This window comes from Streptomyces sp. NPDC002851, assembly GCF_053591935.1.
In genome coordinates this window covers 24,426-50,856 of record NZ_JBSFUT010000048.1, presented here as the reverse complement: position 1 = coordinate 50,856, position 26,431 = coordinate 24,426, and the positions used below count along the sequence as shown (strand labels likewise).

Sequence of the window (26,431 nt, the reverse complement as noted above, 5' to 3'; positions counted from 1 at the left end):
GCTCAGATCCCGGGGATCGTGAAGGACGAGGTCAAGCCGCAGGTTCACACCTGGACGTTCGCGGACGGCAAGAAGATCATCGTGCTCTCCGAGGGCCGTCTGCTGAACCTGGGCAATGCGACGGGCCACCCGTCGTTCGTGATGTCGAACTCGTTCGCGGACCAGACCCTCGCCCAGATCGAGCTCTTCACCAAGCCCGAGGAGTACCCGACCGATGTCTACGTGCTGCCCAAGCACCTGGACGAGAAGGTCGCCCGCCTCCACCTGGAGTCCCTCGGCGTAAAGCTGACGGAACTGCGCCCGGAGCAGGCGGAGTACATCGGCGTGAAGGTGGAGGGCCCGTACAAGCCCGACCACTACCGCTACTGACCGCTCCTGATACGCCTACGGATACGGCTACTGATGCGCTTCATCGAGGCACTCCTCGCCGCCGAACGCCCCCTCGTCATGGAGGTCAAGCGTGCCTCCGCCGACGGCACCGACCTGTTCGCCGGGCGATCCCCAGCGGACATCGTCGCCGGGTACGAGGCCGCCGGGGCGCCCTGCGTCTCGGTGGTCACCGGGCGGTGGTTCGGCGGTACGCCCGAGCTGTTGCGCGAGGTCGCCCGGCACACCCGGCTCCCGTTGCTCCAGAAGGACTTCGTCACGCGCGCCCAACAGCTCGTGACGGCACGGGAGTCGGGTGCGTCCGCCGTCCTCCTGACCGCGGGCCTGCTGCCCGCGAGCAGCCTCGGCAAGCTCGTCACGGCCGCGCTGCGGACCGGGCTCACGCCCTTCGTGGAGGTGACCAAGGAGTCCGAGATCGCGGCCGTGCCGCACCCCGGGGAGTGCGTGATCGCCGTCAACAACAAGGACATCAAGGCGCGCGAGCGCGGTCCCGCCGACATCGGCCGCAGCCTCGCGCTGCTGCCCGCCCTGCGAGCCGCGGGCACCCCCTGCCCGGTCAGCGCCAGCGGCATCGACACCCCGGACACGGCGGCCCGCCTCCTGGCAGCCGGGTACCGGGGCCTGCTCGTCGGTACGGCGCTGCTCCGCGAGGGGGACCTGAACTCCTGGCCCACGGCGGCACGTTCAACCCCGTAGCCGCACCGCCTCACCGACCGACCGCACGCCCCCGCAGCAGCCCCGCCGCCGCCAGCGCCAGCGCGGCGAAGCCCGCCCCGGTGAGGAAGCCGTACGACATCCCGGCCCCCGGTCCCGCGCCCCCGGCCTGCGACGCCACCATCACCAGGGTCGCGAGGCCGACCGAACCGCCCACGCTCTGCAGCGAGTTGAGGACGGCCGCGGCCGCGCCCGCCTCGTCTCCCGCGAGCCGCGACGTCGCGAGGATCGTCGGCGGCAGCACACTGCACGCCATCCCGGCGCCGAGCAGCACGAGCGCGGGCAGTACGGACATCGCGTAGCCGGTGTACTTCGCGAACTCGGCGTACCCCATGAACCCGGCGTACCCCACGAACCCTCCGCCCGGCCCGAGCGTCGCGAGCCACAGGTTTCCGGCGACGAGCAGTCCGGCCCCGGCGGCCATCAGGCGCTTCGCGCCCAGTCGCCGCTCGAGCCGCACCGCGAGCCCGGCCATGGCGGCCATCGTGACCGGCAGCGGTAGCAGCGCCGCGGCCGCGGCGAGCGCCGACCAGCCCTGCCCGCCCTGGAAGAACTGGTTCAGGAAGAAGTACGTGCCGATCAGCGCCCCCGGAATCGCCAGCGTTCCCGCGTACGCGAGGACCCGGTCCCGGTCGGCGAAAAGCCGCGGCAGCACGATCGGCTGCTCGGCCCGCCGCTCCACGGCCGCGAACAGCAGGAGCAGCACGGCACCGGCCGCCACCCACCCGAAAACCGCCGGGTCGCGCCAGTCACGCTCCGCGGCCTGCGCGAGCCCGTACACCAGACACGCCGCCCCGGCCGCCGAGAGCAGCGCCCCGGTCAGGTCGAACCGGCCGCGGTGGCGCGGTGTCTCGTCAAGGAATCGCGGGGCGAGCAGCAGGATCGCCAGGCCGAGGGGTACGTCGAGGAACAGGACCCAGCGCCAGGAGCCGAGCGAGGTCAGCGCCCCGGCGAGCAGCAGCCCCGCGGCCGTGCTGACCGCGCCGACGGCCGTGCACACGGCGATCGCCCGCTTGCGTGCCGCGCCCTCCGCGAACGTACTGAGCAGCAGCGCGAGCCCGCTCGGCGCCGCGAGCGCCGCCCCGACGCCCTGCACCGCCCGCACGGCGACCAGGAACTCCACGGACGGCGCGAACCCGCGCAGCGCGGCCGCCGCCGTGAACAGGCCGACCCCCGCGAGGAACACCTTCCGCCGCCCGAGGATGTCCCCGGCCCGGCCGCCGAGCAGGAGCAGCCCGCCGAACGCGAGCAGATACGCGTTGATCACCCAGGCGGCGCCGACCGCGGAGAGCGAGAGCCCCTCGCGCAGTCCGGGCAGGGCGGTGTTCACGATCGGGTCGTCCAGCTGGATCATCGCGTTGCACCCGGCGATCACCCCGAGCGCGACCACACCACGGACCCGCGAACGGGCCCCTGCCCGCCCCCGCACCGCGTCCACGGGTCGCTCCGACACCTGCGCGGACATGGCGGCCTCCTGACGGCGGTACACGGCGGTACACGGCGGTACACGGCGGTACACGGCGGTACACGGCGGTACGGGGATGGGGATCACCGGCCACGGTCCCAAGAACCGTCGGAGAGACACCGGTGCCCGCCTGGAGAATTCCTCGTGGGTACGATGCCGGGGTCATGACCGGATTCGACGCCGTCGACGCCCTGCTCGCCCAGGCCACCGAGCAGGAGCCGCTGCCCCCCGCCGAGGAACGCCGTACCTTGCGCGAGGCCCTGGGCCTGTCCCGCGCGCAGGTCGCCCGCGCGCTCGGCGTCAGCCCCTCCACGGTCGGCGGCTGGGAGAGCGGCCGCGAGCCCACCGGGCAGACCCGCACGACGTACGCGTACTTCCTGAAGGAGGCCCGGGCGAAGACGGCGCCAGAACCGGAAAAGGCCCCGCCCTCGGAGCCCGCCCCGGAACGCCCCTGCGTCCTCTGCGGCGCCCCGGCCACCGACGAGATCGAGGGCTACGCCCAACACCTGGACCCGTCCGACTGCGCCCAGCCGGAGCCGCAGCCGGATCCGAAGCCCCATCCCGAGCCCGAGCAGCGTACGAATCCCGCCGCTGCCAAGCACACCCCTGCAAGGCAGACCCCCAAACCCAAACAAACCCCTCAACCCTCCCCCGAATCCGACCTGATCACCCGAGCCGTCCAAGAAGCCCTCGCCAAACACGGCGGCGACCTGGAGGCCGTGACCGCCGCCCTGGTGCGGCGGGCCATCCCGGATGCCATGGCGCTGCTCGACGAGTGCCGCAGGGGTGGTCGGTACGACACCGTGGCGCACCCCTGGGTGCCGGACATCCTGCGGAAGCAGACCGCGCGCGGCAGTGACCAGATCTGGGAGGCGCGGCCCAAGTGGCGCCGACCGGTGCTGCCGCCGGGCCGCCACGAGGTGACCGCGCTGGACATCAACGGCGCCTATCTGTCCGCGCTCAAGACGCATCTGCCGATCGGGCAGTTGGAGCACTCGACGGGCTTCGGGCACGACCGCCGCCGTGCCGGGGTTCACCTGGTCACCCCGCCGGAGTGGCAGCACGAGGACGAGCTCCCCAACCCGTTGGGCAACCGCGACGAGCCGGGCCCGCTCTGGGTCACCGAGCCCACGCTGCGGCTGCTGCTCCGCCTCTCCTCGCCGAAGTACGGCCTGTGCGAACCCCCGGAGATCCACGAGTCGTTCACGTCGGGCGCGACCGAGAACCTCCTGGAGAAGTTCCGCACCGCGCTGCGCGACGCCCGCGAGCAGGCGATCGCGGACGGGGACGAGGTCACGGTCGAGTACGTGAAGGCCATGTACGCCAAGTTCGTCTCGACGATGGGGGAGTCGAACTACAACCGGGAGCTGTACCGTCCCGACTGGATGCACCTGATCCGCTCCCAGGCGTTCGCCAACCTCTGGATGAAGGCGTACCGCGCGCACGAGCAGGGCCTGACGGTCGTACGGGCGATGGGCACCGACGAGCTCCACGTCACCGGCGACTGGCGCCGGGTCTTCCCGGAGGGCCGGGGCGTCTCCGAGGTGAAGGTGAAGGACGTCTATACGCTCGGCAGCATGTCCGACGGCGGCGTGTCCGAGCACGAGCCGTACGACGCGGAGACGGACCCCGATGCCTGAGTACACCCTCGAGTTCGGCAAGTACGGCGCCCGGGGCATCCGCGGCAGCGAGGCCGTGGCCCGGCAGCTGGACGAGCTCGCGGGGTTCATCGCGTCGCCCGTCGAGTCGACCCGCGGACTGATGGCCCGCCTGCACTACCTCACCCGCTCCCCGCACGCCCGCGCCGCCGCCCGCGCGGCCGGGCTCACGGTCACCGACCGGACGCTGCGCGCCTGGCTGGCGGGCACGCGCCGCCCCAACGCCCGCAACCTGGAGCGGATCGAGACGGCGTACCGCACCGTCCGCCGCCACAACGTCGCCCGCTATCTGCTGCGCCGCCTCAACTCCCGCGGCGGCACCCGGGTCGAGCTGCACCCGCTCAACCAGTCCCAGGTGCCGCGGCAGCGTCAGCGCTTCCTGGAGTTCCGCACCCTCAACATCCGCCGCTGGGACCACATCGTGCGGGCGTGGGCCGAGGGCGATATGACGGCCCTTGACGACGCCTGGATCGACCAGATCGTGGACCTGGGCTCGCAGTGGGGGCAGTACGAGTACGTCACCAATGTGGGGTTCGCTGCCTGAGACGAGCCAGGCCCCAGCTCGTCACCCGTCAGGCTCCTAGGTCTCGCACGGCAGGCGGGAGTTGAAGACAGGGCCTAGGGCCCGGCGCCCCCCCGTAGGCGCCGGGAGTCTCAGTGCGGTGCGAGGCCGCTCGCGCGCGCGATGCCCCGTACCACCGTCGACTGCCGTTCCGTCCCCTCGACCGCGTGCTCCAGGTCCTCGATGAGCTGGTGCAGGCGGGCCGGGTCGGTCAGGACGACGGGGCCGATCAGGGCCCAGGTGCGCAGCATTTCGTTCTGCACCAGGGGCGTGTAGTGGACGCGTTCCTGCTCGTGGACGCGGAACCGGGCCCGGTCCCCGCCCTGTCGCGCCCAGCTTGTCAACACCCGCAGGAGCAGGGCGTATTGGGGCTGCGGCAGGGTCTCGCGCAGGTCGTCGAGGTGCTGGAAGAAGCGCAGCCGGGCTGCTTCCGCGGGGCTGTTCATACCGCTCCGAGGTGGCGCCGCATCCGGCCGAAGGCTGGCCGAGTCGTGTCGGGTGGTGTGGCGTCGGAGGTTGTCACGTGGTACTCCGTCCCGTCGGGAATGCCTGTCTGCACGTCCGTGCCCATCCGGTTCGATCAGCCGCCGCTGGAGGTGAGAGCATGTGTGCCGCTCCGTGCGGACGCGGCTGAGGAGGCCGTCCCACCGCACAGCGTATCCATCTGAGTTGTTGTGACGCCCGAAAACTACGGTTCCGGGTGAGCAATAGTCAACTGACGTTGATCGCAGGGGCGGGGGAAGAGAGTACGGGGAAGGTCATGACCATGACTCAAACGGGCACGGACACCAGCACGAACGAGGCCACCGACCGGTCCACGAACGGGGTCACCGGCCCGGCCACGGACGAGGCCGCCGACCGGGCCTTGGACGAGGCCGAAGCAGCGAGCGCGGCCGCACGCCGCGCCACGCTCGCCGACCGGATCAACCACCTCTTCGAGGTGATCCACCCCGCGGGCCGCAAGCCGTACAGCAACGACGAGGTCGCCGCGCGGCTCCAGGAACAGGGCGGCCCCACCGTCTCCGGCACCTATCTGTGGCAGCTGCGCACCGGGCGGCGCGACAACCCGACCAAGCGTCATCTGGAGGCCCTGGCCGACTTCTTCGGCGTACCGGCCGCCTACTTCTTCGACGACGACGTGGCGCGGCGCGTCGACTCCGACCTCGATACGCTGCGCCGGCTGCGCGAGGCCGGGGTGCAGAACGTGGCGCTGCGCGCCGTCGGTCTCTCGCCCAAGTCGATGGACGCCGTCCTCGCGATGATCGACCGCGTACGAGAACTCGAGGGGCTGCCACCCTCGGAGGAGCGCGGATGACCATGTGGCGCCGCCCCCGGGAGTCCCGGGACCCCGTATCCGACACGTGCCTGCGCAGCAGCCGGGACTTCGTGCGCGGGCTCACCCTGCCGCCCGTCGCCAGCGTCCGCGACCTCGTCCCCGAGATCGAGCGGCGCGTCGGCCGCGCCCTGTCGCTTCAGCCCGCCGAGCTCGCCGCCTCCGAGACGATCCCCTGCGGCATGTGGCTGGCCACGCAGGACACGCACTACGTGTTCTACGACCCGCGCACCAGCCGCGCCCACCAGGACCACATCATCGCCCACGAGTTCGGCCACATCCTCAAGGACCACCGCGGCGGCCCCGAGCTGCCCGGCGCGAGCGGCAAGGACGGCTCCGGACTGATCAGCCATATCGACCCGGCGGTGGTCCGGATGGTGCTCGGCCGCACCGACTACACCGCGCACGACGAGAAGGAGGCCGAACTCATCGGCTCCTACCTACAGGCCCACGCCAACGCCTACGAACCCCCACCGAGCAAGGAGGCCGCCGCCGTGGCCCGCACCTTGCTGAGACGTAGATCGGGTGAGACCCAGCAGTGAAGGACCTCCTCCATCCCCTCGGCCTCGCCGTCGCCGGCACCGGATTCCTGCTGCTCCTGCGCGATCTGCGCAAGGACCGCTGGGGCCGTCGAGATTCAGCCCTGGTGGCCCTGAGCATCGCCTACCTCGCCTCCGCACTCAGCTACTTCCTGTCGCTCAGCCCCGTGTGGGTACGGCTCGACGGCATCTTCGGGGTCACCAACATCGCCGTACCGATGGCGCAGAGCTGCGTCATCGGGGTACTCGTCGCGCAGGCCGTCGTCCTCGCCTACTGGGCGGTGCCCGAGGAGCAGCAACACCTCGCCCGGCGCCGCACGCGGCTGCTCGTGCTCCTCGGCGGCGGTGTCGTCGCCACTCTCGCGATCCTGTTCACGCTGCTCACCCCGGCCGTGCAGCGCCCCGCGGACTTCACGCTCTACTACGCCCACGACCCGTACTACCAGGCGTACTTGACGGTCTACATCGCCACCTACACGGCCGCCGAGATCTACCTCGCCGTCGGCTGCTGGCGGCAGGCCCGGATCGCCGCGTCCCCGTGGGTGGCGCGCGGCCTGCGCATCGTCACCGTCGGCGCCGTGGTCACCCTCGGCTACTCGGCCATCCGCATCAGCTCGGTGTTCGGCGCGGTCTTCGACTTCAGCGTGACGCACCTGGAGCCGTACGCCTGGATGTGCGGCGACATCGGCGCGGTGATCACGCAGATCGGCTACTTCCTGCCGACCGTCGCCGCCCGTGCCGCGGAGGTACGGACCTGGGTGCGCGAGCACCGCGCGTACCGCCGTCTCGGGCCGCTGTGGACCTCCCTGTACGAGGCCGTGCCCGCGATCGCGCTGCTGCCGCCGCCCCGCCAACTGCCCGAGCTGTTGCGGCTGCGCGGATTCCGGTTCCATCTGTACCGGCGCACCGTGGAGATCCGCGACGGCCAGATCGAGCTGCGCACCTACCTCGACCCCGAGGTCCGCGAAGCCGCCGAGCGCCGCCGCCGCGAGCAGGGCCTCACCGACCCGGAGCTCGCCGCGGCCGTCACCGCCGACCAACTCCACCACGCGCTGCTGCGGCAGCGCGACGGCGGCCCGGTGGAGCACCCCGCGGACTACGCGGACGCCCGGCTCGCCAGCCCGACGACGGACCGGGATACGCAGGTACTGCTGCGGGTGGCGGCGTATTTCGTGCCCCCGCCCTCCGCCGACCCCGGGTCGTCCGAAGCCGACTCCTCCGCAACTGTCCCCGCATCAAAGACCACCGGAGAACCGTGAGCACCACCCCCCATCCCCACCACGACATCCACCTCACCCCCGCCCACGAGCAACTCGCCGCGCTGCGCGGCAAGGAGATCTCCAGCCGGGAGCTCCTCGAGCTCGCCCTGGAGCGGCACGACGCCGTCAACCCCGGCCTGAACGCCGTCGTCACGCTCGACGCCGACCGTGCCCGCGAGGCCGCCGATCGCGCGGACGCGCACCTGGCCCGCACCGGGCGGCCGCTCGGCGCCCTGCACGGGCTTCCCGTCACCGTGAAGGACTCCTTCGAGACCGCGGGCCTGCGCACCACCTGCGGCGCCGACGACCTCGCCGCGCACGTGCCGGACCGGGACGCCGATGCCGTGGCCCGGCTGCGCGCCGCCGGGGCCGTCATCTTCGGCAAGACCAACACCCCGGCCTACTGCCAGGACGTCCAGACCGGCAACGCCCTCTTCGGCACCACCCGCAACCCGCACGCGGACGGCCACACCGCGGGCGGCTCCTCCGGCGGGGCCGCCGCCGCGGTCGCCGCCCGGCTCGCCGCCGCCGACCTGGGCAGCGACCTCGCGGGCTCGCTGCGGCTGCCCGCCCACTACTGCGGCGTGTTCGCACTCCGCCCCAGCCGCGGCCTGATCTCGCCGCGCGGCCACGTACCGCGCCCGCCGGGCTGGCTCACCAGCGGCGACATGCTCACGCCCGGGCCGCTCGCGCGCACCGCGGCCGACCTCGCGCTGCTCCTGGACGTACTCGCCGGGCCCGCCCCCGCCGACGCCCCGGCCTGGCGGCTCGACCTGCCCGCGCCCCGGCACCCGCGCCTGGCCGACTACCGCGTCGGCATCTGGACGGACGACCCGCACTGCCGGGTGGACGCGGCGACCCGCCAACTCCTCGACCGGGCGGCCGAGTTGCTGGAGGGAACCGGTGCCGCCCTCGACCGCGACACCCGTCCGGTGGACCTGCCCGCATCCGACCGGCTCTTCACGACCCTGATGTTCGCCACGAGTACGGCTGCTACGCCGGACGAGGCGTTCCGGGCCGAGACGGAAGCCGCCGCCGGTCTGGCCGACGACGACCACGGCCCGCGCGCGTTCCTCCTCCGGTCCCGCACCCAGCGGCACCGCGACTGGCTCCGCGCCGACGAGGAGCGGGCCGAGCTCGCCGCCCGCTGGGCGGAGTACTTCACCGACCACGACGTCCTCATCACGCCCTCCGCGCCCACGGCCGCACCCCCGGACCTCACCGGAACGCCGCTGCCGCAGCGTCGGTTGACGGTCGATGACGACCCGAACCGCTCGTACTTCGACCAGACGACCTGGGCGAATCTCACCGGCCACGTGGGCCTGCCCTCGGCCACGGTCCCGGTGGGACGTACGGAGGGCGGGCTTCCGCTGTCGGTGCAGGTGGTGGGGCCGTACCTGGGGGACCGGACGGTACTCGCGGTGGCCGAGGAGCTGTCGCGGCTGCTTGGCGAGTAAGGGTGGCAAGGGCGGTAAGAAGGTAAGGCGGTAAGGGGGTACGGAGCCGGTGGCGTACGGGAGTTGACCGCGAGAGCCCCGAGGGGCGCTGATCCTCGACACTGCTGACTCGCTCAACGGCTGCCCGGCGTTTCAACGAGCGGGGCGGCGGGCGCCTTCGCCCCCGTACGCAGTGGCCACCCCGCAACCACCGGCGGCGCCGCCACGACCGGCCGCTCTTCCGCCACCGGTCGTCCCGCCGCCACCGGCCGCGCCGCGAGCTTCGCCAGCCACAGTCCCATCGCCGCCGTGCCCACCGCCGCCAGTGGCCAGGTGGCTCCCACCGCGCCGAGGTCGCCGACCAGGGAGCCCGCGATCACCAGGCCGCACCCGGTGAACAGGGCGTTGAACAGGGACGCCACCGACAGGACCGTGGCCCGATGGGCGCCGTCGACCCGTTCGTTGAGCGCGGCCCGGATGCCCGGCACACACAGCCCGAAGGCCGTGCAGAAGACGATGTAGCAGCTCACGGAGACGACCGGGTCCCGCCCCACGGTCGCCACGGCCGCCGCGGCAAGGGCGAGCGCGCCCGTGAGCGCGGCCGTCCTGAGCACGGTGCGGCGCCCGGCGCGGCCGCGCCGCTGCACGGACATGGCCAGGCCGAGCAGCGGGATCTCCAGGAGCGAGCTGATGCTGCGCATCAGCGCGAGCACCATCAAGTGGCCCCCGGCCAAGCCCTCGTACACGATCTGCCACTGCACGCCGGGTATGCCGCGGCACAGCCAGAGCAGCCCGGAGCCGGTCATCAGCGCGACCAGGATCCGGTCGCCGCGCAGCGTGAGCCGGGCCCCGGCGGCCACCTCGGCGCCCGAGTCGCGCAGTCGCCGCAGGAACGGGCCGGTGGGGCGGGCCTGTTGCCCTCGCCGTCGCCCGGACATCAGGGCGAGGGCGAGCACGGCCGACACCACGCACGCGCAGCCCGCGGCGAGCTGTGGCAGCGCGAGGCCGACCGAGCCGAGCGCGGCACCGGCGGTGGTGCCGAGCACCATCCCGGCGTTCTCCGCGATCTTGCCGCCCGCGAAGAGCCGGTCCAGAGCGCCGGGTTCCCGTCTGCCGCTCTCGTCCACGGCCCACGCCTCCAGGGCCCCCGAGGCGAACGTGCCGCCGAACGCGGCGAGCAGCGTCCCGGCGGCGGCCACGGCCAAGCTGTCACTGAAGAACAGCGCCCCGTATCCGCCGCCCCGGAGCACGAAGCTCACCGTCACCGAGGCCCGGCGGCCGCACATGTCGGCGAGGATCCCGGTCGGGAGCTCGGACAGTCCCTCGACGATCCACACCGCGGCGAACAGCGCGAACACGCCCCCGGACCCCATCCCGAGTGACTGGAGCAGCAGCACCGAGGTGACGGCGAGCAGCATGTCCGCGAAGTGGTCGAGGCCGGAGACCAGCAGGTAGGCCCGCCGTACCCGCCGGGTGCGTTCCTCGCTCGTACGGATCGAATGGCGTCTGGGGCCGAACTCCTCTACGTACGCAGGGCGCATGGCACCGGATTCTGGCGGTGACATGTGAAAAAGCGCTCTTCGAAATTGATGATCTGTCAGGTTCCCCGGTGGAGGGGCTCCCCGGAGTCACACCGCGGTCAGCCGGGGCAGCACCCCCTGGCATCCCCTGGCATCCCCTGGCACCTGAGAACCTTCCGCGGACTTCGCGTGAATTGTTGCCGCGCAAGTTCTGGCCACAGTTCTGGCCACTCAAGGGAACTTCAAGCGTTCGTAGACTTGTCGAAGGTGAGGGCTATCCGCGGAGGGGGGTGGACAGGGGCATGGCACTCCTGTACCGCGATTCGGAATTGGCCCGGATGGAAAGTGTGTGGGGCCGGTGTCTGGCCGGGAACACCGGAATTCTGTTGCTCGAAGGAGCCGCGGGCTGCGGCAAGACGGAACTGCTGATGTGGCTCTGCCGCACGGCCGGTGAGCAGGGCGCACTCGTGCTGCGCGGCACCGGCACGGCCGCCGAACAGGACGTCGACCACGGGGTGCTTCGCCAGCTGACGGACGGCATCCCCGGCGGCGTACGGGAAGTGTCGGAGGCGGTCACGGAAGCGCCGCCGGACACGGTGGAAAAGGAGGGTAAGGAGGGTAAGGAGGGTCAGGAAAGCGCGGCTGACCCTCTCCGGGCGCGCGGAATTCCCTCGGCCCATGAATTCGGCGAGATCGTGAGGGAGTTGGCGGGCGGGCGTCCGGTCGTCCTGTGCGTGGATGACCTTCAGTACGCGGACGGGGCCTCGATCGACCGGCTGCTCCGGGTCGTACGGGGCCTGCGCGACGTACCCGTGCTGCTCGCGCTCGGCGCGGGCCCCGGTGGGCCCGCGCCGTACGGGGCCGAGGCACGGACCGAACTGCTACGGCACCCGGGGTTCGCGCGGCTCCGCGTCGGCCGCCTGGACGTGCACGGCACCGCCGCCCTGCTCACCGCGCACGCGGGTGACGGCCCGCGTCCGAACCGGCTCGCCCTGCAACTGCACCGCATCACCGGCGGAAACCCGCTCCTCGTCAAGGCGCTGTTCGCCGAGCACCCCGAGCCGCGCGGCGACCAGTGGCCCGTTCCTGCACCGGCCGGGCCGTTCGCGCAGGCCGTCGCGGTGTGCCTGCGACGCAGCGGGCCCGCGGCCCGGCGGCTCGCCGCGAGCATCGCGGTCCTGGGCGAGGACGTGACCGCCGACCTCGCGGCCGCCGTCGCGGACAGCACCCCGGCCGCCGCCCAGCGCGCCGCCGAGGCCCTGGACGCCGCGGGCCTCACCAAAGCCCTGCGCCTGCGCCATCCCGGGGTCGCCGCCGGAGTCCTTGAGGACTGCGCGCCCGCCGAGCGCACGGAGCTCCGCCTCCGGGCGGCCCGCGCCCTGCACCGTACCGGCGCCCGCGCCGCCACCGTGGCACAGCAACTCCTCGACGCCCCGGGGCCGTTCGCCGTACACGACGCGGCGGACCGGTGGGCCGTGCCCGCGCTGCGCGAGGCCGCCCGGCAGGCCCTCCTCGACGACGACTGCGGCTACGCCGTCGGCTGCCTCGAACTCGCCCGCGACCTCACCGCCGACCCCGAGCAGCACGCGCAGCTCACCCTCCGGCTCGCCGCCCTGCTGCGCCGTACCGACCCGGCGGCGGCAGAGACCGAGCTCGCCGGGCCACTACGGGCCCTGCGCAGCGGCGCATTGGGGCCCGGCGCGGCGGGGCTGCTGGCCCGCACCCTGGTCTCCCAGGGCCGGATCGAGGAGGCGGCTCAGGCCCTGGAGGGCGCCGAGCGGCAGCGGGTGGCGCGTACCCCGTACGAGGATCCGCTGCGGCCCCTGTTCGCGCTGTCGCCGGAGGGGACGACGCCTCAGGACAACCGCAACCGTGCTCCCGGATCCGACCGGCCAACCGACCGGCCCCCCGCGCAGCTCCCCTCCGCCGCCCTGATGCGTTCCTGCGCCGCCCTGTGGAGCCAGCCCGGCCGTACGGGCGGCCAGCGACGCCAGGACCCCGGGCGGGCAGCTCCCGCCGCCACCCCGGCCAAGGCGGCGTCCGCCGCTGACGGTGAAGACACCGGCGTAGAAGCCCAGTTGCGGGACACCCCCCTCGCGCACCACACCATCGACCTGATCCTCCAGGCCGTACGCGTGCTCGTGCACACCGACCGCCCCGCGCGGGCCGTCGTGTGGTGCCAGAAGCTTCAGGCGGAGACGGACCGGGCCGGGGCGCCGGGCTGGTACGCGGCGCTCGGGCTGCTGCACGCACAGGCCCTGTTGCGACTCGGTGATCTGAAGGGTGCCGCGCGGGCCGCGGCCGCCGCGGCCGAGAAGGTCGAGGGGCGGGGCGGCACGCTGCTGTTCGGCCTGGTCGCGGCCGAGGTCGCGGCGCTGACCGCGCAGGGGCGGTACGACGCGGTGGCCCGCAGGCTCGAACTGCCGGTCCCTGACGAGCTGTTCCGCAGCGTGCACGCCCTGGATTACCTGCGGGCGCGCGGGCACTACTACCTGGCCACGCACCGGCACCGGGCCGCGCTCGGTGAGTTCCACGACGCGGGGCGGCTCGCGCGGCACTGGGCCCTCGACCGGCCGCGGCACGTCCCGTGGCGCACCGACGCGGCCGCCGTACTGCTGAAGTTGGGGGAGCGGCAGCAGGCCGAGCGGTACGTCGCCGAGCAGCTGGCCTCGCCGGACGCCCGCAGCCCCCGGGTGTACGGGATCAGCCTGCGGCTGCGCGCGGCCCTCGCGCCGCCCGCCGAGCGGCCCCGGATCCTCACCCGGGCCGTGGAGGAGCTGCGCCGCTCCGGCGACCGGCTCGAACACGCCCGCGCACTCGCGGACCTGGGCCGCGCCCTACAGCTGGCGGGGGAGGGCAACCGGGCGGGCACCATGACGCGCCGGGCCTGGAATCTGGCGGCCGACTGCGGCGCCGGTCCGCTGTGCGACGCGATCCTGCCGGGTGCACGGCAGCAGCCCGCGGCGGCACGCGCGTCCGGCGAGGCCCACACGTCGGTGACGCGCCGTGGCGCGGGGCGTGCACCCGCCGGTCGCCGGATCGGTGCGGCGTACGACCGGCTCAGCGAATCGGAGCGGCGCATCGCCTCGCTCGCGACGCTCGGCTACACCAATCGCGAGATCTCCGCGAAGCTGTACGTCACCATCAGCACGGTCGAGCAACACCTGACCCAGGTGTACCGCAAGCTGAAGATCTCCCGCCGTCAGGAACTGCCCATGGAGCTACAGTTCGACGACCTGGACGCGACGAGGGTGTAGGGCGTGTCTCACGGATCATGATCCGTGTGGTGGCTGTCAGTGGTGCCAGGCGGTGCCGCCCGTGTTGTGGATGAAGCGCTGGAGCACCTTGAGGGTGGTCAGGTACTCCTCGTCGGAGATCCCCGCGTGCCGTTCCGCCCAGAGTTCGTCCTGGAGCGCCGCGGCCTTGTCGTAGAACGCCCTGCCCTCCGCCGTGATCTCCAGGCGGCCTTCCGCGTCCTCGGTGATCCAGCCGTTCGTGACGACCTCGTCGATCTCCGCCGCCAGGGGCTCCGCCCCGACGTCGAGGTAGCCCTGGAGGGTGCGGGACACCTCGTCGCGGGTCTTGACGGTGTCGGCACGGGCGACCTGCGCGAGGACCCACCACTGCGGCTGCGTGGTACCGAGCCCGGCGAGGGCGGCCCGGGTGCGGGAGACGACCGCGTGGGAGGCCGCCCAACTCCAGTAGCCGATGGGCTGCTTGATCAGTTCGGTGTCGGGGTGTGAGTACTTCATGGTGCGACCGTAGAAATTGAACCTAAGTTGAGGTCAAGGGTGTTCCGGGGCCGGTGGGCTCCGGCTCCCAGTGCCAGACGCCGGGGCGGATCTCCAGCCAGCCCGTGGTGGTGCCGCCGCCGGTCGGAGTCGGGGCGTCGGGGGCGTCGGGGGCCTCGGCGTGCAGGCGGTTCAGCCAGCGACGGGCGTACGACTCCAGGCGGCGGTCCTTGAGCGGGGCCGTCAGGGACAGGCAGGTCTCGATGTGGTCGCGCGCCGCGTCCCGTTCTCCGGCGCGGAGTGCGGCCAGGGCCAGGACGCGGTGGGTTTCGTAGCGGCCGCGCAGGTCTTCCGCGGGACGTTCCAGGGTGGGGGAGACCAGGGCCGCCGCCTCCGTGCACGCACCGGCGTCCAGGTGCAGATCCGCCAGGCCCGCGAGCGCGCGGGAGCGTTCCGCCGGGGCGGACTCGGCCGCGGCCACCGCGTTCTCGTAGCGGGTACGGGCCGTGTCCGCGTCCCCGCGCTGCCAGGCCAGATCGCCGAGGGACCGCAGCATGCGGGCCCGCGCCGCCGGGTCGCCGAGACGGTCCGCCGCGTCCAGGGCCAGCGTGTGCGTGTGCTCCCACGTGTGCCAGCGGGCCAGGGCCTCCAGAAATACGGTCATCGCGTCCGCCAGACGTACCGTCTGCTGCCACAGGCCCGCCCGGTGCGCCTGTTCGAGCGTGCCGCGCAGGGCCGCTTCGCGGGCCGAGAACCACGTCAGGGCGTGCTCGCCGTTCACGTGCGGCGCGTGCCGTGCCGTCTCCGTCTCGTCCGCCGCGAGCGCGGTGAGCCGGGCCACGGCCGCCCGTACCCAGATCGGGGACTCCACCGCGTCCCGCCGCTCGGCCACCACCAGGCGGTACGGGTCGGGGAAGTGGTAGTGGCCGTGGTGACGGTCATCGTGGTGGCGGTCGTGGTGGTGGTCGTGGTCGCGGGGTTCCGGGTGGGTGGCGAGCAGGCCCGTCGCCACCAGCGCCTCCAGGGCCCGCTCCGCCGCGTCCGCGCGTACGCCGAGCGCCGCGGCCGCCGCCGGTACGCCGAAGGCCCCCGCAGGCAGCAGGCTCAGCAGATGCGCGGCCCGGCGCTCCCGGGGCGGCGCGGCGTCGTACACGGCACGCAACGCGACGCCGCACTCCTCGTCCCCGGCCCGCAACTCGGCCAGGCGGCTCGCCTCGTCCCGCATCCGGGCGGCCAGGTCGGCCGCCGACCAGTGCGGACGAGCGGCGAGCCGGGCCGCGGCGGCGCGTACGGGGTGCGGCAACCGGCCGCAGAGGTCGACGAGTTCGGCGGTGCCGTCCTTCAGGGCGGGGCCCGGGGCCGGGGCGGGGTCCGGGGCCGGGTCCGGGTTCGGTTCCGATTGCGGCTCGCGGGCCGAGTCACGGCCCGGCTCGTCGTGGGCGTACGCGTGGACGTGGGCCTCGGCGTGGGTGTGGGCGTCCGCGTCACGGTCGCCGGGTCCGCCGGTTCCGTCGAGTCCGTCAGTTCCGTCGGATCTCTCGTGTCGGCCGCCCTGTTCGCCCCGCGCGCCCTGTGTGCCCCGTTCCCCTGTGCCGTCGAACGCCCCGGGCCCCGCGGCCCGCCGCAGCAGGGCGCGCGCGTCCTCGGGGCTGAGGGCGTCCAGGTGCAGGACGCGGCCGCCCAGGCCCGGCAGGCCGGTGCGGCAGGTGAGCAGGGTGCGGCAGTCCGGTGCGGCGGCGATGAGCGGGCGCACCTGGGCCGCCGACGTGGCGTCGTCGAGGATCAGGAGCATGCGGCGGCCCCGCAGCAACGCGCCCACGGCGGCACGGAGTCCGGGTTCGTCGCCGGGCGGCGGCTCCCCGGTCCCGGTCCCGGTCCCGTACCGGCGAAGCAGCGCCGCGAGGATCTGCGCGGGCTCCAGCGGCGTGCCGTCGCCCGAGCGCAGCCGCAGCAGCGCCGCACCGTCCGGGAACGCGGAGCGCGTCCGGTGTGCGGCGGCCACCGCGAGCGCCGTCTTGCCGACCCCCGCGGCCCCGGTCAGCTGCACACAGCCGCCGCCGTCCGCCGGGGTGCCGAGCCATGCGCCGAGCCGGGACAGTTCCGTCGTACGGCCGGTGAACAGGGAGTCCAGGGGCGGGGGTTGGGGGGTGGTCGGGGTGGCGCCTGAGGGTCGGGCCGGGGCCGGGGGCGCCGTGGTGGGTGCGGCGGGGGGACGGGGTGCGGTGCGGACCGTCGTACGTTCGCGGGCGGCCGGGGCGCGCAGCAGGCTCGGGTCGCCGGTCAGGATGCGGCTGTGCAGCTGCTGCAGGCGGCGGCCCGGCTCGATGGCCAGCTCGTCCACCAGGGTGCGGCGCAGCTTCCCGAAGGTGCGCAGCGCGTCCGCCTGCCGACCCGTCCGGTACAGGGCCACCATCAGATGCGCGTGGAACTCCTCGTGCAGCGGCAACTCCGCGGTAAGGGACTGTAGTTCGCCGAGCAGCTGCTGGTGCCGCCCGAGCAGCAGCTCCGCCCGTACCCGCTGCTCCTGGGCGACCACCCGCACCTCCGCGAGGCGTACCGCCATGCTGTTCAGAAGACTCCCGTGCGGCGTGTCCGAGAGCATCGGACCGCGCCACAGGGCGAGCGCCCGGCGCTGGAGATCGGCGGCGGTCTCGGCGTCGCCGCGCTCCAGGGCCTCCCGGCCGCCGGTGTGCAGCTCGTCGAAGACGGCCAGGTCCAGCTGGGCCGGTTCGACGTGCAGCAGATAGCCGGGGGAGCGGGTCTCCAACGGGCCTGCGTCCGGCGGCCGTACGTCGGGAGCACGGGTGCCGTTGGTTGCCATCGCCCCCTGCTCGGCGGTCCGCAGCAGTTTGCGCAGCTGCGAGATATACACCTGGAGGGTCGTCATCGCGGTACGAGGCGGTTCCTCGCCCCAGAGTTCGTCGATGAGGCCGTCCACCGAGACGACCTCGTTGGCACGCACCAGGAGAGTCGCGAGCACGACTCTCACCTTGGCGGCCCGTGGCGTGAGCGCCTGCCCCGTGGGCGAGCTCACTTCCAGCGGGCCAAGCACCCGATAGCGCATACGGACCCCCGCTCCGTCGGTTCGCACCTCCTGAGCCCAGGTCCGGCCGCCAAGGCAAGGCAAGGCCTGGGTCCAGCCCGGCGCCGCCTGCGCCAGAGCGTGCGACGGTGCCCGACCTTAAGACGCCACGCGCCCCCGGGTTCGGACAGCCGTACCCCTGTCCTTGGCGGTACGACCCCTTGGGGCGGGGAGGCTGGGGGCAGCAGGCGGCACCCGGAGGGCGGGAGGCCGGTGGTGCTCAGTCTCTGGGCATGTCCGCCGGTGACGCGTTGCGTCGGCGTTCTTCGGTCCAGTACGAGGATGCGCTTCCCGGTTCGTGCTCGGTGGTCGGGGCCGGCTGCACTTCGCGGGGGTCACCGCTCGGGCCGTTGCCGGGGCTCGTGGGCTCCGACGAGCCGCTGCCCGAGGCCAGCATCACCGTGCCGACGACTGCCACCGAGGCGAGCGCAGCGGTCAGGAGGGAGAGTGCGTTCCTGCGCTTCATCGGTCAACTCCATCTCAGAGGCCGTGCCTTCGACGAAGGGACGGCACGGCGAGAGTCCCGGTTCCGGACCTCCGACGCAACGGTCCTCTTTCTGCCATCCGGCACTCGGGCGTTTGCGGGTGCCACGGCATGGCTGTGAAGCGGCCTCCGCTCAGCCCTGCACTGTACAACTGTCTACTCACTTCGCCTCCACGTCACCTCCACAAATGTGTGTCGGTCATTACCCGGCCAACTCCCACAGGCGTCGTTGCTCTCCGTGTCGCCTCCCCCCAAGCTGCTGCGTGGGCTCGGGGGGCGAGCACGGCGCCGCACGGCTTCACAGCTATCCGTACGACATCCGTACGACGGAGGGGGAATCGGTGATGCACCGTCACCACAGAACATTACGAAAGGGAATGGGAGCCACCGCGCTCGCAGTCCTGACCGCACTGGCGGTCTCCATCCCTCAGCAGGCCACTGCCGCACCGACCGCGCGTGCAGGTGGCGAAGAAGACCGCAGCACGGCGGTCAGCACGAGCGCGAGCTCCGGGAGCGACGCGAGAGAATACTGGACGGCGGAGCGCATGGCCGCGGCGAAGCCCGCCGAGGCGCCGACCCCGAGCGCGGCGGAACTGAGACGGGCCGCCGCACACGAATCCGTACCGAGCAAGGAGCCCCGCTCAGCACCGGGGGCGGCGTCCAGCAGGTCGAAGACGGCGGCACCCGCCGCGGACGCGAAGGAGCTGACCGAGGCCGAACGGTGGGGGCAGGCGGGGACGGAACCGGCCCGCACGACCGGGCAGTTCTTCTTCGTCGACAACGACGGCAATGACAGTGCCTGCTCCGCGAGCGTCATCACGGCTGAGAACCGGAACACCGTGTGGACAGCGGGCCATTGTGTCCATCCGGGCGAAGGCGGGGAGGACGACTTCTACGACCTCAGGGACATGGCCTTCGTGCCGGACAACGACGGTGACCAGGAGCCGCACGGTCTGTGGGAGGCCACCTACGCCGCCGCCCCCAAGGGCTGGACCGAGGACGGAAGCTTCGAGTACGACGTGGCGGCCGTCCAGGTAGCGCCGCAGCCGCGGAACGGTGATCTCCAGCCCTGGACCGGTGCGCAGGGATACCGGTTCGGGTACGGGCAGGAGTTCTCCGACGTGACGGTGCTCGGCTACCCGGCCGCGGGCAACGGTCGTAACTTCCCTGGTGACCAGCTCTACTACTGCAACGGCGACACCGAGGACCGGAGCGTCCTGCCGTGGGTCGAGCAACTCCAGATCGAGTGCGACATGGGACAGGGAAGCAGCGGAGGGCCCTGGCTGGACGACCTGTCGGACGACGGCATCGGCTACATAGTCGGCGCCACGTCCAACATCCCGGACCCTGACCCCAACGACCCCGACAACGACTGGGACGAGCCGTACATGCGCTCCTCCAACCACGGGGACGCCGCGATCAACGTGTACGAGAAGGTCTCGAAGCACTGATACTCGCGTATGAACGAACAGTCGGAAGCAAGGGAGTCGAACGATGGAAACGCGAGACCCCGCCGCACCCTGGGGCACCACCCGCATGGCGCCATATGCCGAGACCGACCCGGTTCCCCTGCGCACCCCGGTGATCGACCCCGAAACCCAGATCGCCGTCGTCATCGACGAACACGGCCGCACGGTCGAACTCTACGACCACCGACGAACCAGCAGCAGCACCTCGAACTCCACGAGTACCAGCACCGCCGACAGCTACGACTCCGACGACTCCTCGGACTCCGACCACGACTGACTCATGACGACAGGCCCGAGCGGGTCCGTGCTGGTACTGACCAACCCTCACGACGTGACCACCGACGTGGTACTGCGAATCCTCGCGGAACGCCAGGTCCCGGTAGTCCGTCTCGACCCCGGCACAGACCTGCATACCGGTGCCGCGCTGACCGCCACGTACCGCACGGGCGATCAGCGCGGCACCTTGCGCACGCCGAGCCGCGAGCTCGACCTCACCAAAGTGCGCTCCGTCTGGACACGCCGTCCCTCACCCTTCGACGGCCCGCCCGAACTGGACGGCCAGGAACGCCGGTTCGCAGCCTCGCAATCCCTGTGGGGCGTCGGCGGCATCCTGGCGTCGCTCCCCGGAGCCCATTACGTCAACCACCCGTGGAACAACCGGGCGGCGGAGTACAAACCGGCCCAGCTCGCCGCCGCACAGCGCAGCGGCCTCTCGGTTCCAAGGACCCTGATCACCAACGACCCCGACCAGGCACGGGAGTTCGCTACCCATCAGACCGGCTCAGTGGTCTACAAGCCGTTGTGGAACACCCCCTACACGGTTGACGGCCAAGCACAGCAGGTATGGGTACGGGAGGTGCGCCCGCACGAGATCACCGCCGCCGTGGCCATGTGCCCGCACCTGTTCCAAGCCAAGGTGGAGAAGGCGTTCGACGTACGTCTCACGGCTGTTGGCAACCGGCTGTTCGCAGCCCGGATCGACAGTCCCGATCTCGACTGGCGGCAGCGGCAGTCCCTGATGGAGTGCACGCCGATCGCCGTCCCCGACCGGGTCGCGCGCTCGGTGTCGACCTACCTCACCCTCTCTCGACTCGCCTTCGGCGCGTTCGACTTCGCCGTCACGCATACCGGCGACTGGTACTTCCTCGAGTGCAACCCCAACGGACAGTGGGCATGGCAACCCGATGCGATCACCGACTCGATCGCCCTTGCCATCGCTGACCAACTCGAGAAGGGCCCTGAAGCGTGAGCCGGTCCGCTCCATCCGGCCTGCGGCCGCGGCCCCCACCCGCGTGGCGCGCCCATGTCGCGTATGCCGTCGGCGACGGTCTTACGCCGACGGCACCCCGGGCACGGGGGCCGCTTCGGCGTCGGTGCCACTGCCGGTGCCCGCGTCGGCACGGGCGTGGTCGAGCACCGCGTCGAGGTACTCCCCTATCGCGTCACGGTTGCGAGTCAGGCACCGGATGCGGTCTGTCATCCTGTCGCGCTCGTGCTGCAGTGTGGCGATCATCTCCGGTGTGGCGTCGCGGAAGTAGATGGTCCGGGGTTTGTCGAGGCACGGCAGGATCTGCTTGATGATGCGGGTCGGCAGTCCGGCGTCGAGCAGTCCACGGATCTGCAGGACACGGTCGACGAACCGTTCGTCGTATTCGCGGTAGCCGTTGGCACCGCGGGCAGCGGCGATGAGGCCCTGCTCCTCGTAGTAACGCAACAGTCTGCGGGAGGTGCCGGTGCGCTCTGAGAGCTCCCCGATGCGCATGTGACTCACCCCACGTGGTGGTGCTTTGGCCTTCTCATCTTGACCTTCTCATCAATGTGAGGGTTCGACGATACCCATCGAACGAAGTCGCAGCACACCCTAGTCACGAGGTGACCCCCGATGGACAACCAGCTCTTCGACTACAGCCCCATCGTCGAGCGGGAGCCGATCCAGTGGCCCGGCGGCGCCCGGGTCGCCTTCTACGTAGGGCTCAATGTCGAGCACTACCAGGTCGACCGTCCCTCCACGAGCATCTTCCCCGACACCCGGACCCTGGCCCCGGACCCGCTCAACTACGGATGGCGGGACTACGGCCCCCGGGTCGGTATCTGGCGGCTGATCGACAGCCTCGACCGCCACGGTCTGCGCGCCAGCGTGATGCTCAACTCCGATGTGGCCGCGCACTACCCGCAGATCATCAAGGCCGGCCTGGAGCGTGGTTGGGCCTGGGCCGCACACGGCAAGAACAACTCCATCCTCCAGGCCGACATGACCGAGGACGAGGAGCGCGCGTATCTGGATGAGGTGATCGCCACGATCGAGAAGGCGACCGGCCGCCGGCCGCGCGGCTGGCTCGGCCCCGCCCTCACCGAGACCTTCCGCACCCCGGAACTCCTCGCCGAGCTGGGCCTGGAGTACGTCCTGGACTGGGCCAACGACGACCAGCCGTACCGGCTGAACGTGCCGGGCATGCTGAGCGTGCCCTATTCGATCGAGATCAACGACGTCCAGATGTTCGTCGGCAAGAGCCTCAGCGGCCCCGACTTCCTCCAGATCGTCAAGGACCAACTCGACCAGCTTTACGAGGACTCGGCGGAAAGCGGCCGGGTGATGTCCCTCGTTCTGCACCCGTTCGTCATCAACCAGCCCTTCCGCCACAAGTACCTGGACCAGGCGCTCGAATACATCACGAACCACCCCGGCGTATGGCTGACCACCAGTGACGAGATCGCCGACCACTACGCCCGTACGGCTGCGGCTACGCCGTTCGGCGCCCTCCCGTAGTCCCCGTCCCCTACCCCGCCACCCGCAAGGGGTTCTTTAGGGGTGCTGCGCACGATGCGGACGACGACGGCCGGGTGCCAGGTCTGTCAGGCCTGTCGGTCGCTGTCCCGAGTGAAGCGCCAGGAGGGCTCCTTGACCACCTCAGCCACGTGCTCCACGTTCACGGAACTCTTCGCCGCCCGCGCCGAGCAGCTCGGCCCCGCCGACGCCCATGTCTTTCTGCCCGACGACGCGGGTGCTCCCGCGCAGCACCTCTCGTACGGTCAACTCGACCGCGCTGCCCGCGGATTGGCCGTACGACTCACGGAGCGGTACGGGGTGATCGCCGGGCAGCCGGTGCTGCTCCTGTATCCGCCGGGGCCGGAGTTTCTGAAGGCGTTCATGGGGTGTCTGTACGCCGGTGCCGTGGCCGTGCCCGCGCCGCTGCCCGGTGGCCGGGGCGCGGAGCGGGTGCGGCGGGTGACCGGGATCGTCCGGGACGCCGGGGTCCGGCTCGTTCTCACCGACGCGGAGCACGCGCCCGACGTGTCCGTCTGGCTGGCCATGTCGGGGCGCGGCCACGGCGTCGTCTGCCTGCCCACCGACGTGGCCGATCCGGCGGCCGACCCCGACGCGTGGCGGCCCCCGGACATCGGCCCCGACGACCTCGCCCTGCTCCAGTACACCTCCGGGTCCACCACCCAACCCCGGGGCGTGATGGTCAGCCACCGCAATCTGCTCGCCAACCAGGCCGCGCTGCAACGGGTGTTGGGCTCCGGCCCCGACGACCGCTTCGCGGGCTGGCTGCCGCACTACCACGACCTCGGCCTCATGGCCCAGCTTCTGCACCCGCTGTGGCTCGGCACCGTCGCCGTGCAGCTCTCCGCCCGCGCCTTCGTCAAACACCCGGCGCGCTGGCTGCGCGCCATCGACACATACGGCGCCACCATCGCCTGCGCGCCCGACTTCGCGTACGACCTGTGCACCCGCCGGATCACGGACGACCACCGCATCGACGGGCTCGACCTGTCCCGCTGGCGGATCGCCCTCAACGGCGCGGAACCGGTGCGCCGGGCCACCCTCGACGCTTTCACGCGCCGGTTCGCGCGCGCCGGGCTGCGGCCCGAGGCCATGTTCCCCGCGTACGGCCTCGCGGAGGCCACGCTGTGCGTCAGCGGCGGCGCGCCCGGCCGCCCGTACACGTACCGGACCGTGTCCGCTCCCGGCCTGGAGCAGGGCGAGTTGCGCGCGCCGTGCGGCGGCGAGCCGACCCGTGATCTGGTCTCGAGCGGACGGGTCCCGGGCTTCGACGGCTGCGGTGACTTCGATGTGGTGATCGTGGACGATGTGGGCAGGCCGTTGCCCGACGGACGGGTGGGGGAGATCTGGCTGCGCGGCGACAGCGTCGCCCAGGGCTACTGGCGGCGGCAGCCACAGACCCTCGCCACGTTCGGCGCCCGCACGGCCGACGGCCGGGGTGGCTTTCTGCGTACCGGGGACCTCGGGGCGCTCGACGGCGGCGAGTTGTACGTCACCGGCCGGATCAAGGAGGTCATCGTCCGGGGCGGGCGGAACCTCTACCCGCAGGACATCGAGTGGGCGGTACGGGAGACGTCTACGGCGCTCGGGGCCGGGCATGGGGCCGTGTTCACCGTGCCCGTGCCTGTGCCCGTGCCTGTGCCCGGCGGGGAGCACGGTGGTGGCGGCGACCGTGAACATCTCGTCGTCGTGCACGAGGTGCACGCCCCGTACGCCGACGGGGAGCGGCTCCGGGCGCTGACCCGGCGCGTGCAGACGGTCATCGGCACGGAGTTCGAGGTGCCGGCGGCCAATGTGCTCCTCGTGGCGCCCGGCACCGTACGCCGTACCACCAGCGGCAAGGTGCAGCGCACCCGCATGCGGCAGCTCTTCCTCGACGGCGAACTCGCGGCGCTGCACGAGCACGTGGACCCGGCGGTACGGGCACTGATCCGGCCGGAGGAGGCGCGCCTCGGGGCCGTGCTTGTCGGTGGGGACGGGGACGTACGGTGACGGCCCCCACCGTGGAGCGACGCGTCGACGAACACTCCGCCGAGGGGGATGCCGATCGCGTCGCCCGTATCGAGCGGCTGCTCGGCGATCTCGATGCCGACGACAACCCGCTCGGCCACCGGGCGCTGCTCGCCGCCGACCGCGCCGCCGCCGTGAACACCGAGGCCGAGGCGGTCCTCGACGCGTACGGAATGCATCACGAGTTCGTCCCCCGCGAGCTCGGCGGCCGCTTCGACTCCGCCGAGACGCTGCTGCGCGTGATGCGGCCCGTCTTCCGCCGGGACGTGGCCCTCGGCATGGGCTACGGCATGACCACCTTCATGGCCGCGTCCGACGTCTGGATGTGCGGCTCGGCCACGCAGCGCCGCCACACCGCCGAACTGCTCCTGGCCGGGGCCAAGGCCGCCATCGCGCAGCACGAGACCGCGCACACCAACGAGTTCGTACGCAGCCAGGTCCGTGCCGCGCCCCGCCCCGGCGGCCTCACGGTCACCGGCGCCAAGCCGGTCGTGAACAACCTGCACCGGGCCGCGGCACTCGTCCTGTTCTGCCGCACCGCCCCTGACACCCCCGACGGCTCCGCCGTCAACACGGGTACCCGCAGCCACTCCGCGCTGCTCCTCGACCCCCGGGCGCTGCCGCCCGACCGGTTCCGGGTCACCCGGCGGCCCGCGTCCGCGGCGGTCGGGCTGCGCGGCTACTTCGCGGACAGTGTGCGCTTCGACGACTGCCCGGTGCCCGAGGACGCGCTGCTCGGCCCGCCCGGCTCCGGCGTGACCACGGCTCTGCGCTCCTTCCAGGTCAGCCGTACGCTGATGGCCGCGCTCGTGGCCGCGGCGGTCGACGCGGGGCTGCGTACCGCCGTCGGCGTCGACCGTGAGAGACAGCCCGGCGGCGCCCGAAGGGCCGACCCGCAGGACGCGGCGGCCACGCTCACCGGAGCGCTCGTCGACCTCCTCCTGTACGACAGCCTCGCCGTCGTCGCCACCCGGGCGCTTCAGCTGCGGCCCGCCGAGACCAGCCTCTACTCGGCGGCCGTCAAGTCCCTGCTCCCGAGGGTGCTTCCGGACACCATGTACGACCTGTCCACGGTGCTCGGCGCCCGCTTCCACACCCGTGAGGGCCGGGTCGGGCTCTTCCAGAAACACACCCGGGACGTCCCGATCATCAGCCTCGGCCACGCCGGTACGGCCGCCTGCCAGGCGACGCTCATCCCGCAGCTGCGGGGGCTCGCGCGGAACTCCTGGTTCCGCGACGACGAGGCCCCCGCGGCCCTGTTCCGCCCCGGCGAACCGCTGCCGCCGTTCTCGTACGACCAACTCGCCCTGGCAGGCGGCCGGGACAGCCTGAGCGCGACGTTGCTGGCCACGGCGGCGTCGATTCCGGGACGGGGCCCGGTGGAGCGAGCGCTGCGCACGCTCGCTGAGGCGATGGTCGGTGAGCTGCGCGACCTGCGTGGGCGGGTGCTTGCGCTGCCGCCGCTGGGGCAGGGCGGGGGCGGGGGGCGCGGAGGCGGGCCGGTCAGCCCGGCCTGGTTCGCGCTGACGGATCGGTACGTGCTGGTGCTCGCGGCGGCGGCGGTGCTCGGGGTGTGGCGCCACGGGAGCTCCGAGGCCGGGTCCGGGTCCAGGTCCAGGTCCGGGTCCGGGTCCAGGTCCGGGTCCAGGCCCGGGTCCGGACTCGGCCCCGGGGACCCGTTTCTCGCGGACCCCGCGTGGGCCGCGGCCGCGCTGCACAGGATCGCGCGGCGGCTCGGGGTGCGGGGGGTGGAGCTGCCCGCGGAGTGCGGTCGGCGGGTCCACCAGGAGGTACTCGCCCGCTTCGCCGACCACCGCGGCTACGACCTCTACAACACCCCGCTGCCCGGGTGCCCCGGCCCCGCGTACGAGGAGTAAGAGTGCTTTTTTCCCCAACACCGCCCCTTCCCGGCTGTGTCGACGATGCGGCTAACGCCGCGTGGCTGACGGCCGCTCCGGGGGCGCTGCCCCCGGACCCCCGCTCCTCAAACGCCGGAG

22 protein-coding genes are annotated in these 26,431 nt (G+C 72.5%); 15 read left to right on the top strand and 7 right to left on the bottom strand.

Annotated features, from left to right (window positions below; translation table 11 throughout):
• Both ACWD10_RS34250 and ACWD10_RS34245 read left to right on the top strand, forming a co-directional pair.
• On the top strand, positions 1-369 hold a 369-nt coding region (locus ACWD10_RS34250; protein ID WP_451097584.1), incomplete at its 5' end, for an adenosylhomocysteinase.
• Between the two features lie 33 nt (positions 370-402).
• Positions 403-1,083 (top strand): indole-3-glycerol-phosphate synthase, encoded by a 681-nt coding sequence (locus tag ACWD10_RS34245; protein WP_451097583.1) that lies wholly within the window; start codon positions 403-405, stop codon positions 1,081-1,083.
• A gap of 10 nt (positions 1,084-1,093) precedes the next feature.
• Here the strand turns inward: ACWD10_RS34245 and ACWD10_RS34240 are convergent, their stop codons facing one another.
• Complete coding sequence (locus ACWD10_RS34240; RefSeq protein WP_451097582.1) at positions 1,094-2,566, bottom strand: MFS transporter; 1,473 nt, start codon at positions 2,564-2,566, stop codon at positions 1,094-1,096.
• Between the two features lie 164 nt (positions 2,567-2,730).
• Between ACWD10_RS34240 and ACWD10_RS34235 the strand changes: the two genes are divergently transcribed.
• Both ACWD10_RS34235 and ACWD10_RS34230 read left to right on the top strand, forming a co-directional pair.
• Positions 2,731-4,206, top strand: coding sequence for a helix-turn-helix domain-containing protein (locus ACWD10_RS34235; RefSeq protein WP_451097581.1), 1,476 nt, complete (start codon positions 2,731-2,733; stop codon positions 4,204-4,206).
• A complete protein-coding gene (locus tag ACWD10_RS34230) occupies positions 4,199-4,768 on the top strand; it encodes a transcriptional regulator (RefSeq protein WP_451097580.1) in 570 nt (189 codons plus the stop codon). The genes ACWD10_RS34235 and ACWD10_RS34230 overlap by 8 nt, the downstream gene beginning before the upstream one ends.
• Positions 4,769-4,878: 110 nt before the next feature.
• On the opposite strand, the gene ACWD10_RS34225 is transcribed toward ACWD10_RS34230, so the two are convergent.
• Positions 4,879-5,232 (bottom strand): hypothetical protein, encoded by a 354-nt coding sequence (locus tag ACWD10_RS34225; protein WP_451097579.1) that lies wholly within the window; start codon positions 5,230-5,232, stop codon positions 4,879-4,881.
• Positions 5,233-5,546: 314 nt separating this feature from the next.
• Between ACWD10_RS34225 and ACWD10_RS34220 the strand changes: the two genes are divergently transcribed.
• Genes ACWD10_RS34220 through ACWD10_RS34205 form a run of 4 tightly spaced genes read left to right on the top strand, consistent with a single transcriptional unit; the run spans position 5,547 to position 9,374 of the window.
• The gene (locus ACWD10_RS34220) at positions 5,547-6,101 is read left to right on the top strand and encodes a helix-turn-helix domain-containing protein (protein WP_451097578.1); all 555 of its coding nucleotides are present in this window, start codon (positions 5,547-5,549) and stop codon (positions 6,099-6,101) included.
• The gene (locus tag ACWD10_RS34215) at positions 6,098-6,661 is read left to right on the top strand and encodes a hypothetical protein (RefSeq protein WP_451097577.1); all 564 of its coding nucleotides are present in this window, start codon (positions 6,098-6,100) and stop codon (positions 6,659-6,661) included. The genes ACWD10_RS34220 and ACWD10_RS34215 overlap by 4 nt, the downstream gene beginning before the upstream one ends.
• Positions 6,658-7,917: an MAB_1171c family putative transporter gene (locus ACWD10_RS34210; RefSeq protein WP_451097576.1), complete on the top strand. Its 1,260-nt coding sequence runs from the start codon at positions 6,658-6,660 to the stop codon at positions 7,915-7,917. The genes ACWD10_RS34215 and ACWD10_RS34210 overlap by 4 nt, the downstream gene beginning before the upstream one ends.
• Positions 7,914-9,374 carry an amidase gene (locus tag ACWD10_RS34205; RefSeq protein WP_451097575.1) on the top strand — a complete coding sequence of 487 codons (1,461 nt, stop codon included), beginning with the start codon at positions 7,914-7,916 and terminating at the stop codon, positions 9,372-9,374. Before ACWD10_RS34210 ends, ACWD10_RS34205 begins: the two co-directional genes overlap by 4 nt.
• A gap of 113 nt (positions 9,375-9,487) precedes the next feature.
• Here ACWD10_RS34205 and ACWD10_RS34200 read toward each other — a convergent pair whose 3' ends face one another.
• Positions 9,488-10,894, bottom strand: coding sequence for an MFS transporter (locus ACWD10_RS34200; RefSeq protein WP_451097574.1), 1,407 nt, complete (start codon positions 10,892-10,894; stop codon positions 9,488-9,490).
• 281 nt (positions 10,895-11,175) lie between these two features.
• Here ACWD10_RS34200 and ACWD10_RS34195 point away from each other — a divergent pair, with 281 nt between their 5' ends.
• Positions 11,176-14,130 carry an AAA family ATPase gene (locus tag ACWD10_RS34195; RefSeq protein ID WP_451097573.1) on the top strand — a complete coding sequence of 985 codons (2,955 nt, stop codon included), beginning with the start codon at positions 11,176-11,178 and terminating at the stop codon, positions 14,128-14,130.
• A 36-nt stretch (positions 14,131-14,166) separates the two neighbouring features.
• On the opposite strand, the gene ACWD10_RS34190 is transcribed toward ACWD10_RS34195, so the two are convergent.
• The 3 genes from ACWD10_RS34190 to ACWD10_RS34180 form a co-directional block, all read right to left on the bottom strand.
• Positions 14,167-14,625: a MarR family winged helix-turn-helix transcriptional regulator gene (locus tag ACWD10_RS34190; protein WP_451097572.1), complete on the bottom strand. Its 459-nt coding sequence runs from the start codon at positions 14,623-14,625 to the stop codon at positions 14,167-14,169.
• Positions 14,626-14,647: 22 nt separating this feature from the next.
• Positions 14,648-17,584 (bottom strand): BTAD domain-containing putative transcriptional regulator, encoded by a 2,937-nt coding sequence (locus ACWD10_RS34185; RefSeq protein ID WP_451097571.1) that lies wholly within the window; start codon positions 17,582-17,584, stop codon positions 14,648-14,650.
• A gap of 322 nt (positions 17,585-17,906) precedes the next feature.
• On the bottom strand, positions 17,907-18,152 hold the full coding sequence (locus ACWD10_RS34180; RefSeq protein WP_451097570.1) for a hypothetical protein: 246 nt from the start codon (positions 18,150-18,152) through the stop codon (positions 17,907-17,909).
• Between the two features lie 563 nt (positions 18,153-18,715).
• On the opposite strand from ACWD10_RS34180, the gene ACWD10_RS34175 reads away from it, so the two are divergent.
• Genes ACWD10_RS34175 through tgmB form a run of 3 tightly spaced genes read left to right on the top strand, consistent with a single transcriptional unit; the run spans position 18,716 to position 20,888 of the window.
• Positions 18,716-19,621 carry a trypsin-like serine peptidase gene (locus ACWD10_RS34175; protein ID WP_451097569.1) on the top strand — a complete coding sequence of 302 codons (906 nt, stop codon included), beginning with the start codon at positions 18,716-18,718 and terminating at the stop codon, positions 19,619-19,621.
• A 43-nt stretch (positions 19,622-19,664) separates the two neighbouring features.
• Positions 19,665-19,916 (top strand): putative ATP-grasp-modified RiPP, encoded by a 252-nt coding sequence (tgmA, locus tag ACWD10_RS34170; RefSeq protein ID WP_451097568.1) that lies wholly within the window; start codon positions 19,665-19,667, stop codon positions 19,914-19,916.
• A gap of 3 nt (positions 19,917-19,919) precedes the next feature.
• Positions 19,920-20,888 carry an ATP-grasp ribosomal peptide maturase gene (gene tgmB, locus ACWD10_RS34165; protein WP_451097567.1) on the top strand — a complete coding sequence of 323 codons (969 nt, stop codon included), beginning with the start codon at positions 19,920-19,922 and terminating at the stop codon, positions 20,886-20,888.
• Positions 20,889-20,969: 81 nt separating this feature from the next.
• On the opposite strand, the gene ACWD10_RS34160 is transcribed toward tgmB, so the two are convergent.
• Positions 20,970-21,401 (bottom strand): MerR family transcriptional regulator, encoded by a 432-nt coding sequence (locus tag ACWD10_RS34160; protein ID WP_451097566.1) that lies wholly within the window; start codon positions 21,399-21,401, stop codon positions 20,970-20,972.
• A gap of 120 nt (positions 21,402-21,521) precedes the next feature.
• Here ACWD10_RS34160 and ACWD10_RS34155 point away from each other — a divergent pair, with 120 nt between their 5' ends.
• The 3 genes from ACWD10_RS34155 (at position 21,522) to ACWD10_RS34145 (ending at position 26,311) form a co-directional block, all read left to right on the top strand.
• Complete coding sequence (locus ACWD10_RS34155) at positions 21,522-22,406, top strand: polysaccharide deacetylase family protein (RefSeq protein WP_451097565.1); 885 nt, start codon at positions 21,522-21,524, stop codon at positions 22,404-22,406.
• A gap of 132 nt (positions 22,407-22,538) precedes the next feature.
• On the top strand, positions 22,539-24,416 hold the full coding sequence (locus ACWD10_RS34150; RefSeq protein WP_451097564.1) for a fatty acyl-AMP ligase: 1,878 nt from the start codon (positions 22,539-22,541) through the stop codon (positions 24,414-24,416).
• Positions 24,413-26,311, top strand: coding sequence for an acyl-CoA dehydrogenase (locus tag ACWD10_RS34145; RefSeq protein WP_451097563.1), 1,899 nt, complete (start codon positions 24,413-24,415; stop codon positions 26,309-26,311). Before ACWD10_RS34150 ends, ACWD10_RS34145 begins: the two co-directional genes overlap by 4 nt.
• Positions 26,312-26,431 lie beyond the last annotated feature (120 nt).

Bases quoted from the DNA above. Each gene is read 5' to 3' on its own strand.
- ACWD10_RS34245 (WP_451097583.1), top strand. From the start codon at position 403: ATGCGCTTCATCGAGGCACTCCTCGCCGCCGAACGCCCCCTCGTCATG.
- ACWD10_RS34240 (WP_451097582.1), bottom strand. From the start codon at position 2,566: ATGTCCGCGCAGGTGTCGGAGCGACCCGTGGACGCGGTGCGGGGGCGG.
- ACWD10_RS34235 (WP_451097581.1), top strand. From the start codon at position 2,731: ATGACCGGATTCGACGCCGTCGACGCCCTGCTCGCCCAGGCCACCGAG.
- ACWD10_RS34230 (WP_451097580.1), top strand. From the start codon at position 4,199: ATGCCTGAGTACACCCTCGAGTTCGGCAAGTACGGCGCCCGGGGCATC.
- ACWD10_RS34225 (WP_451097579.1), bottom strand. From the start codon at position 5,232: ATGAACAGCCCCGCGGAAGCAGCCCGGCTGCGCTTCTTCCAGCACCTC.
- ACWD10_RS34220 (WP_451097578.1), top strand. From the start codon at position 5,547: ATGACCATGACTCAAACGGGCACGGACACCAGCACGAACGAGGCCACC.
- ACWD10_RS34215 (WP_451097577.1), top strand. From the start codon at position 6,098: ATGACCATGTGGCGCCGCCCCCGGGAGTCCCGGGACCCCGTATCCGAC.
- ACWD10_RS34200 (WP_451097574.1), bottom strand. From the start codon at position 10,894: ATGCGCCCTGCGTACGTAGAGGAGTTCGGCCCCAGACGCCATTCGATC.
- ACWD10_RS34195 (WP_451097573.1), top strand. From the start codon at position 11,176: ATGGCACTCCTGTACCGCGATTCGGAATTGGCCCGGATGGAAAGTGTG.
- ACWD10_RS34190 (WP_451097572.1), bottom strand. From the start codon at position 14,625: ATGAAGTACTCACACCCCGACACCGAACTGATCAAGCAGCCCATCGGC.
- ACWD10_RS34180 (WP_451097570.1), bottom strand. From the start codon at position 18,152: ATGAAGCGCAGGAACGCACTCTCCCTCCTGACCGCTGCGCTCGCCTCG.
- ACWD10_RS34175 (WP_451097569.1), top strand. From the start codon at position 18,716: ATGGCCGCGGCGAAGCCCGCCGAGGCGCCGACCCCGAGCGCGGCGGAA.
- tgmA (WP_451097568.1), top strand. From the start codon at position 19,665: ATGGAAACGCGAGACCCCGCCGCACCCTGGGGCACCACCCGCATGGCG.
- tgmB (WP_451097567.1), top strand. From the start codon at position 19,920: ATGACGACAGGCCCGAGCGGGTCCGTGCTGGTACTGACCAACCCTCAC.
- ACWD10_RS34160 (WP_451097566.1), bottom strand. From the start codon at position 21,401: ATGCGCATCGGGGAGCTCTCAGAGCGCACCGGCACCTCCCGCAGACTG.
- ACWD10_RS34155 (WP_451097565.1), top strand. From the start codon at position 21,522: ATGGACAACCAGCTCTTCGACTACAGCCCCATCGTCGAGCGGGAGCCG.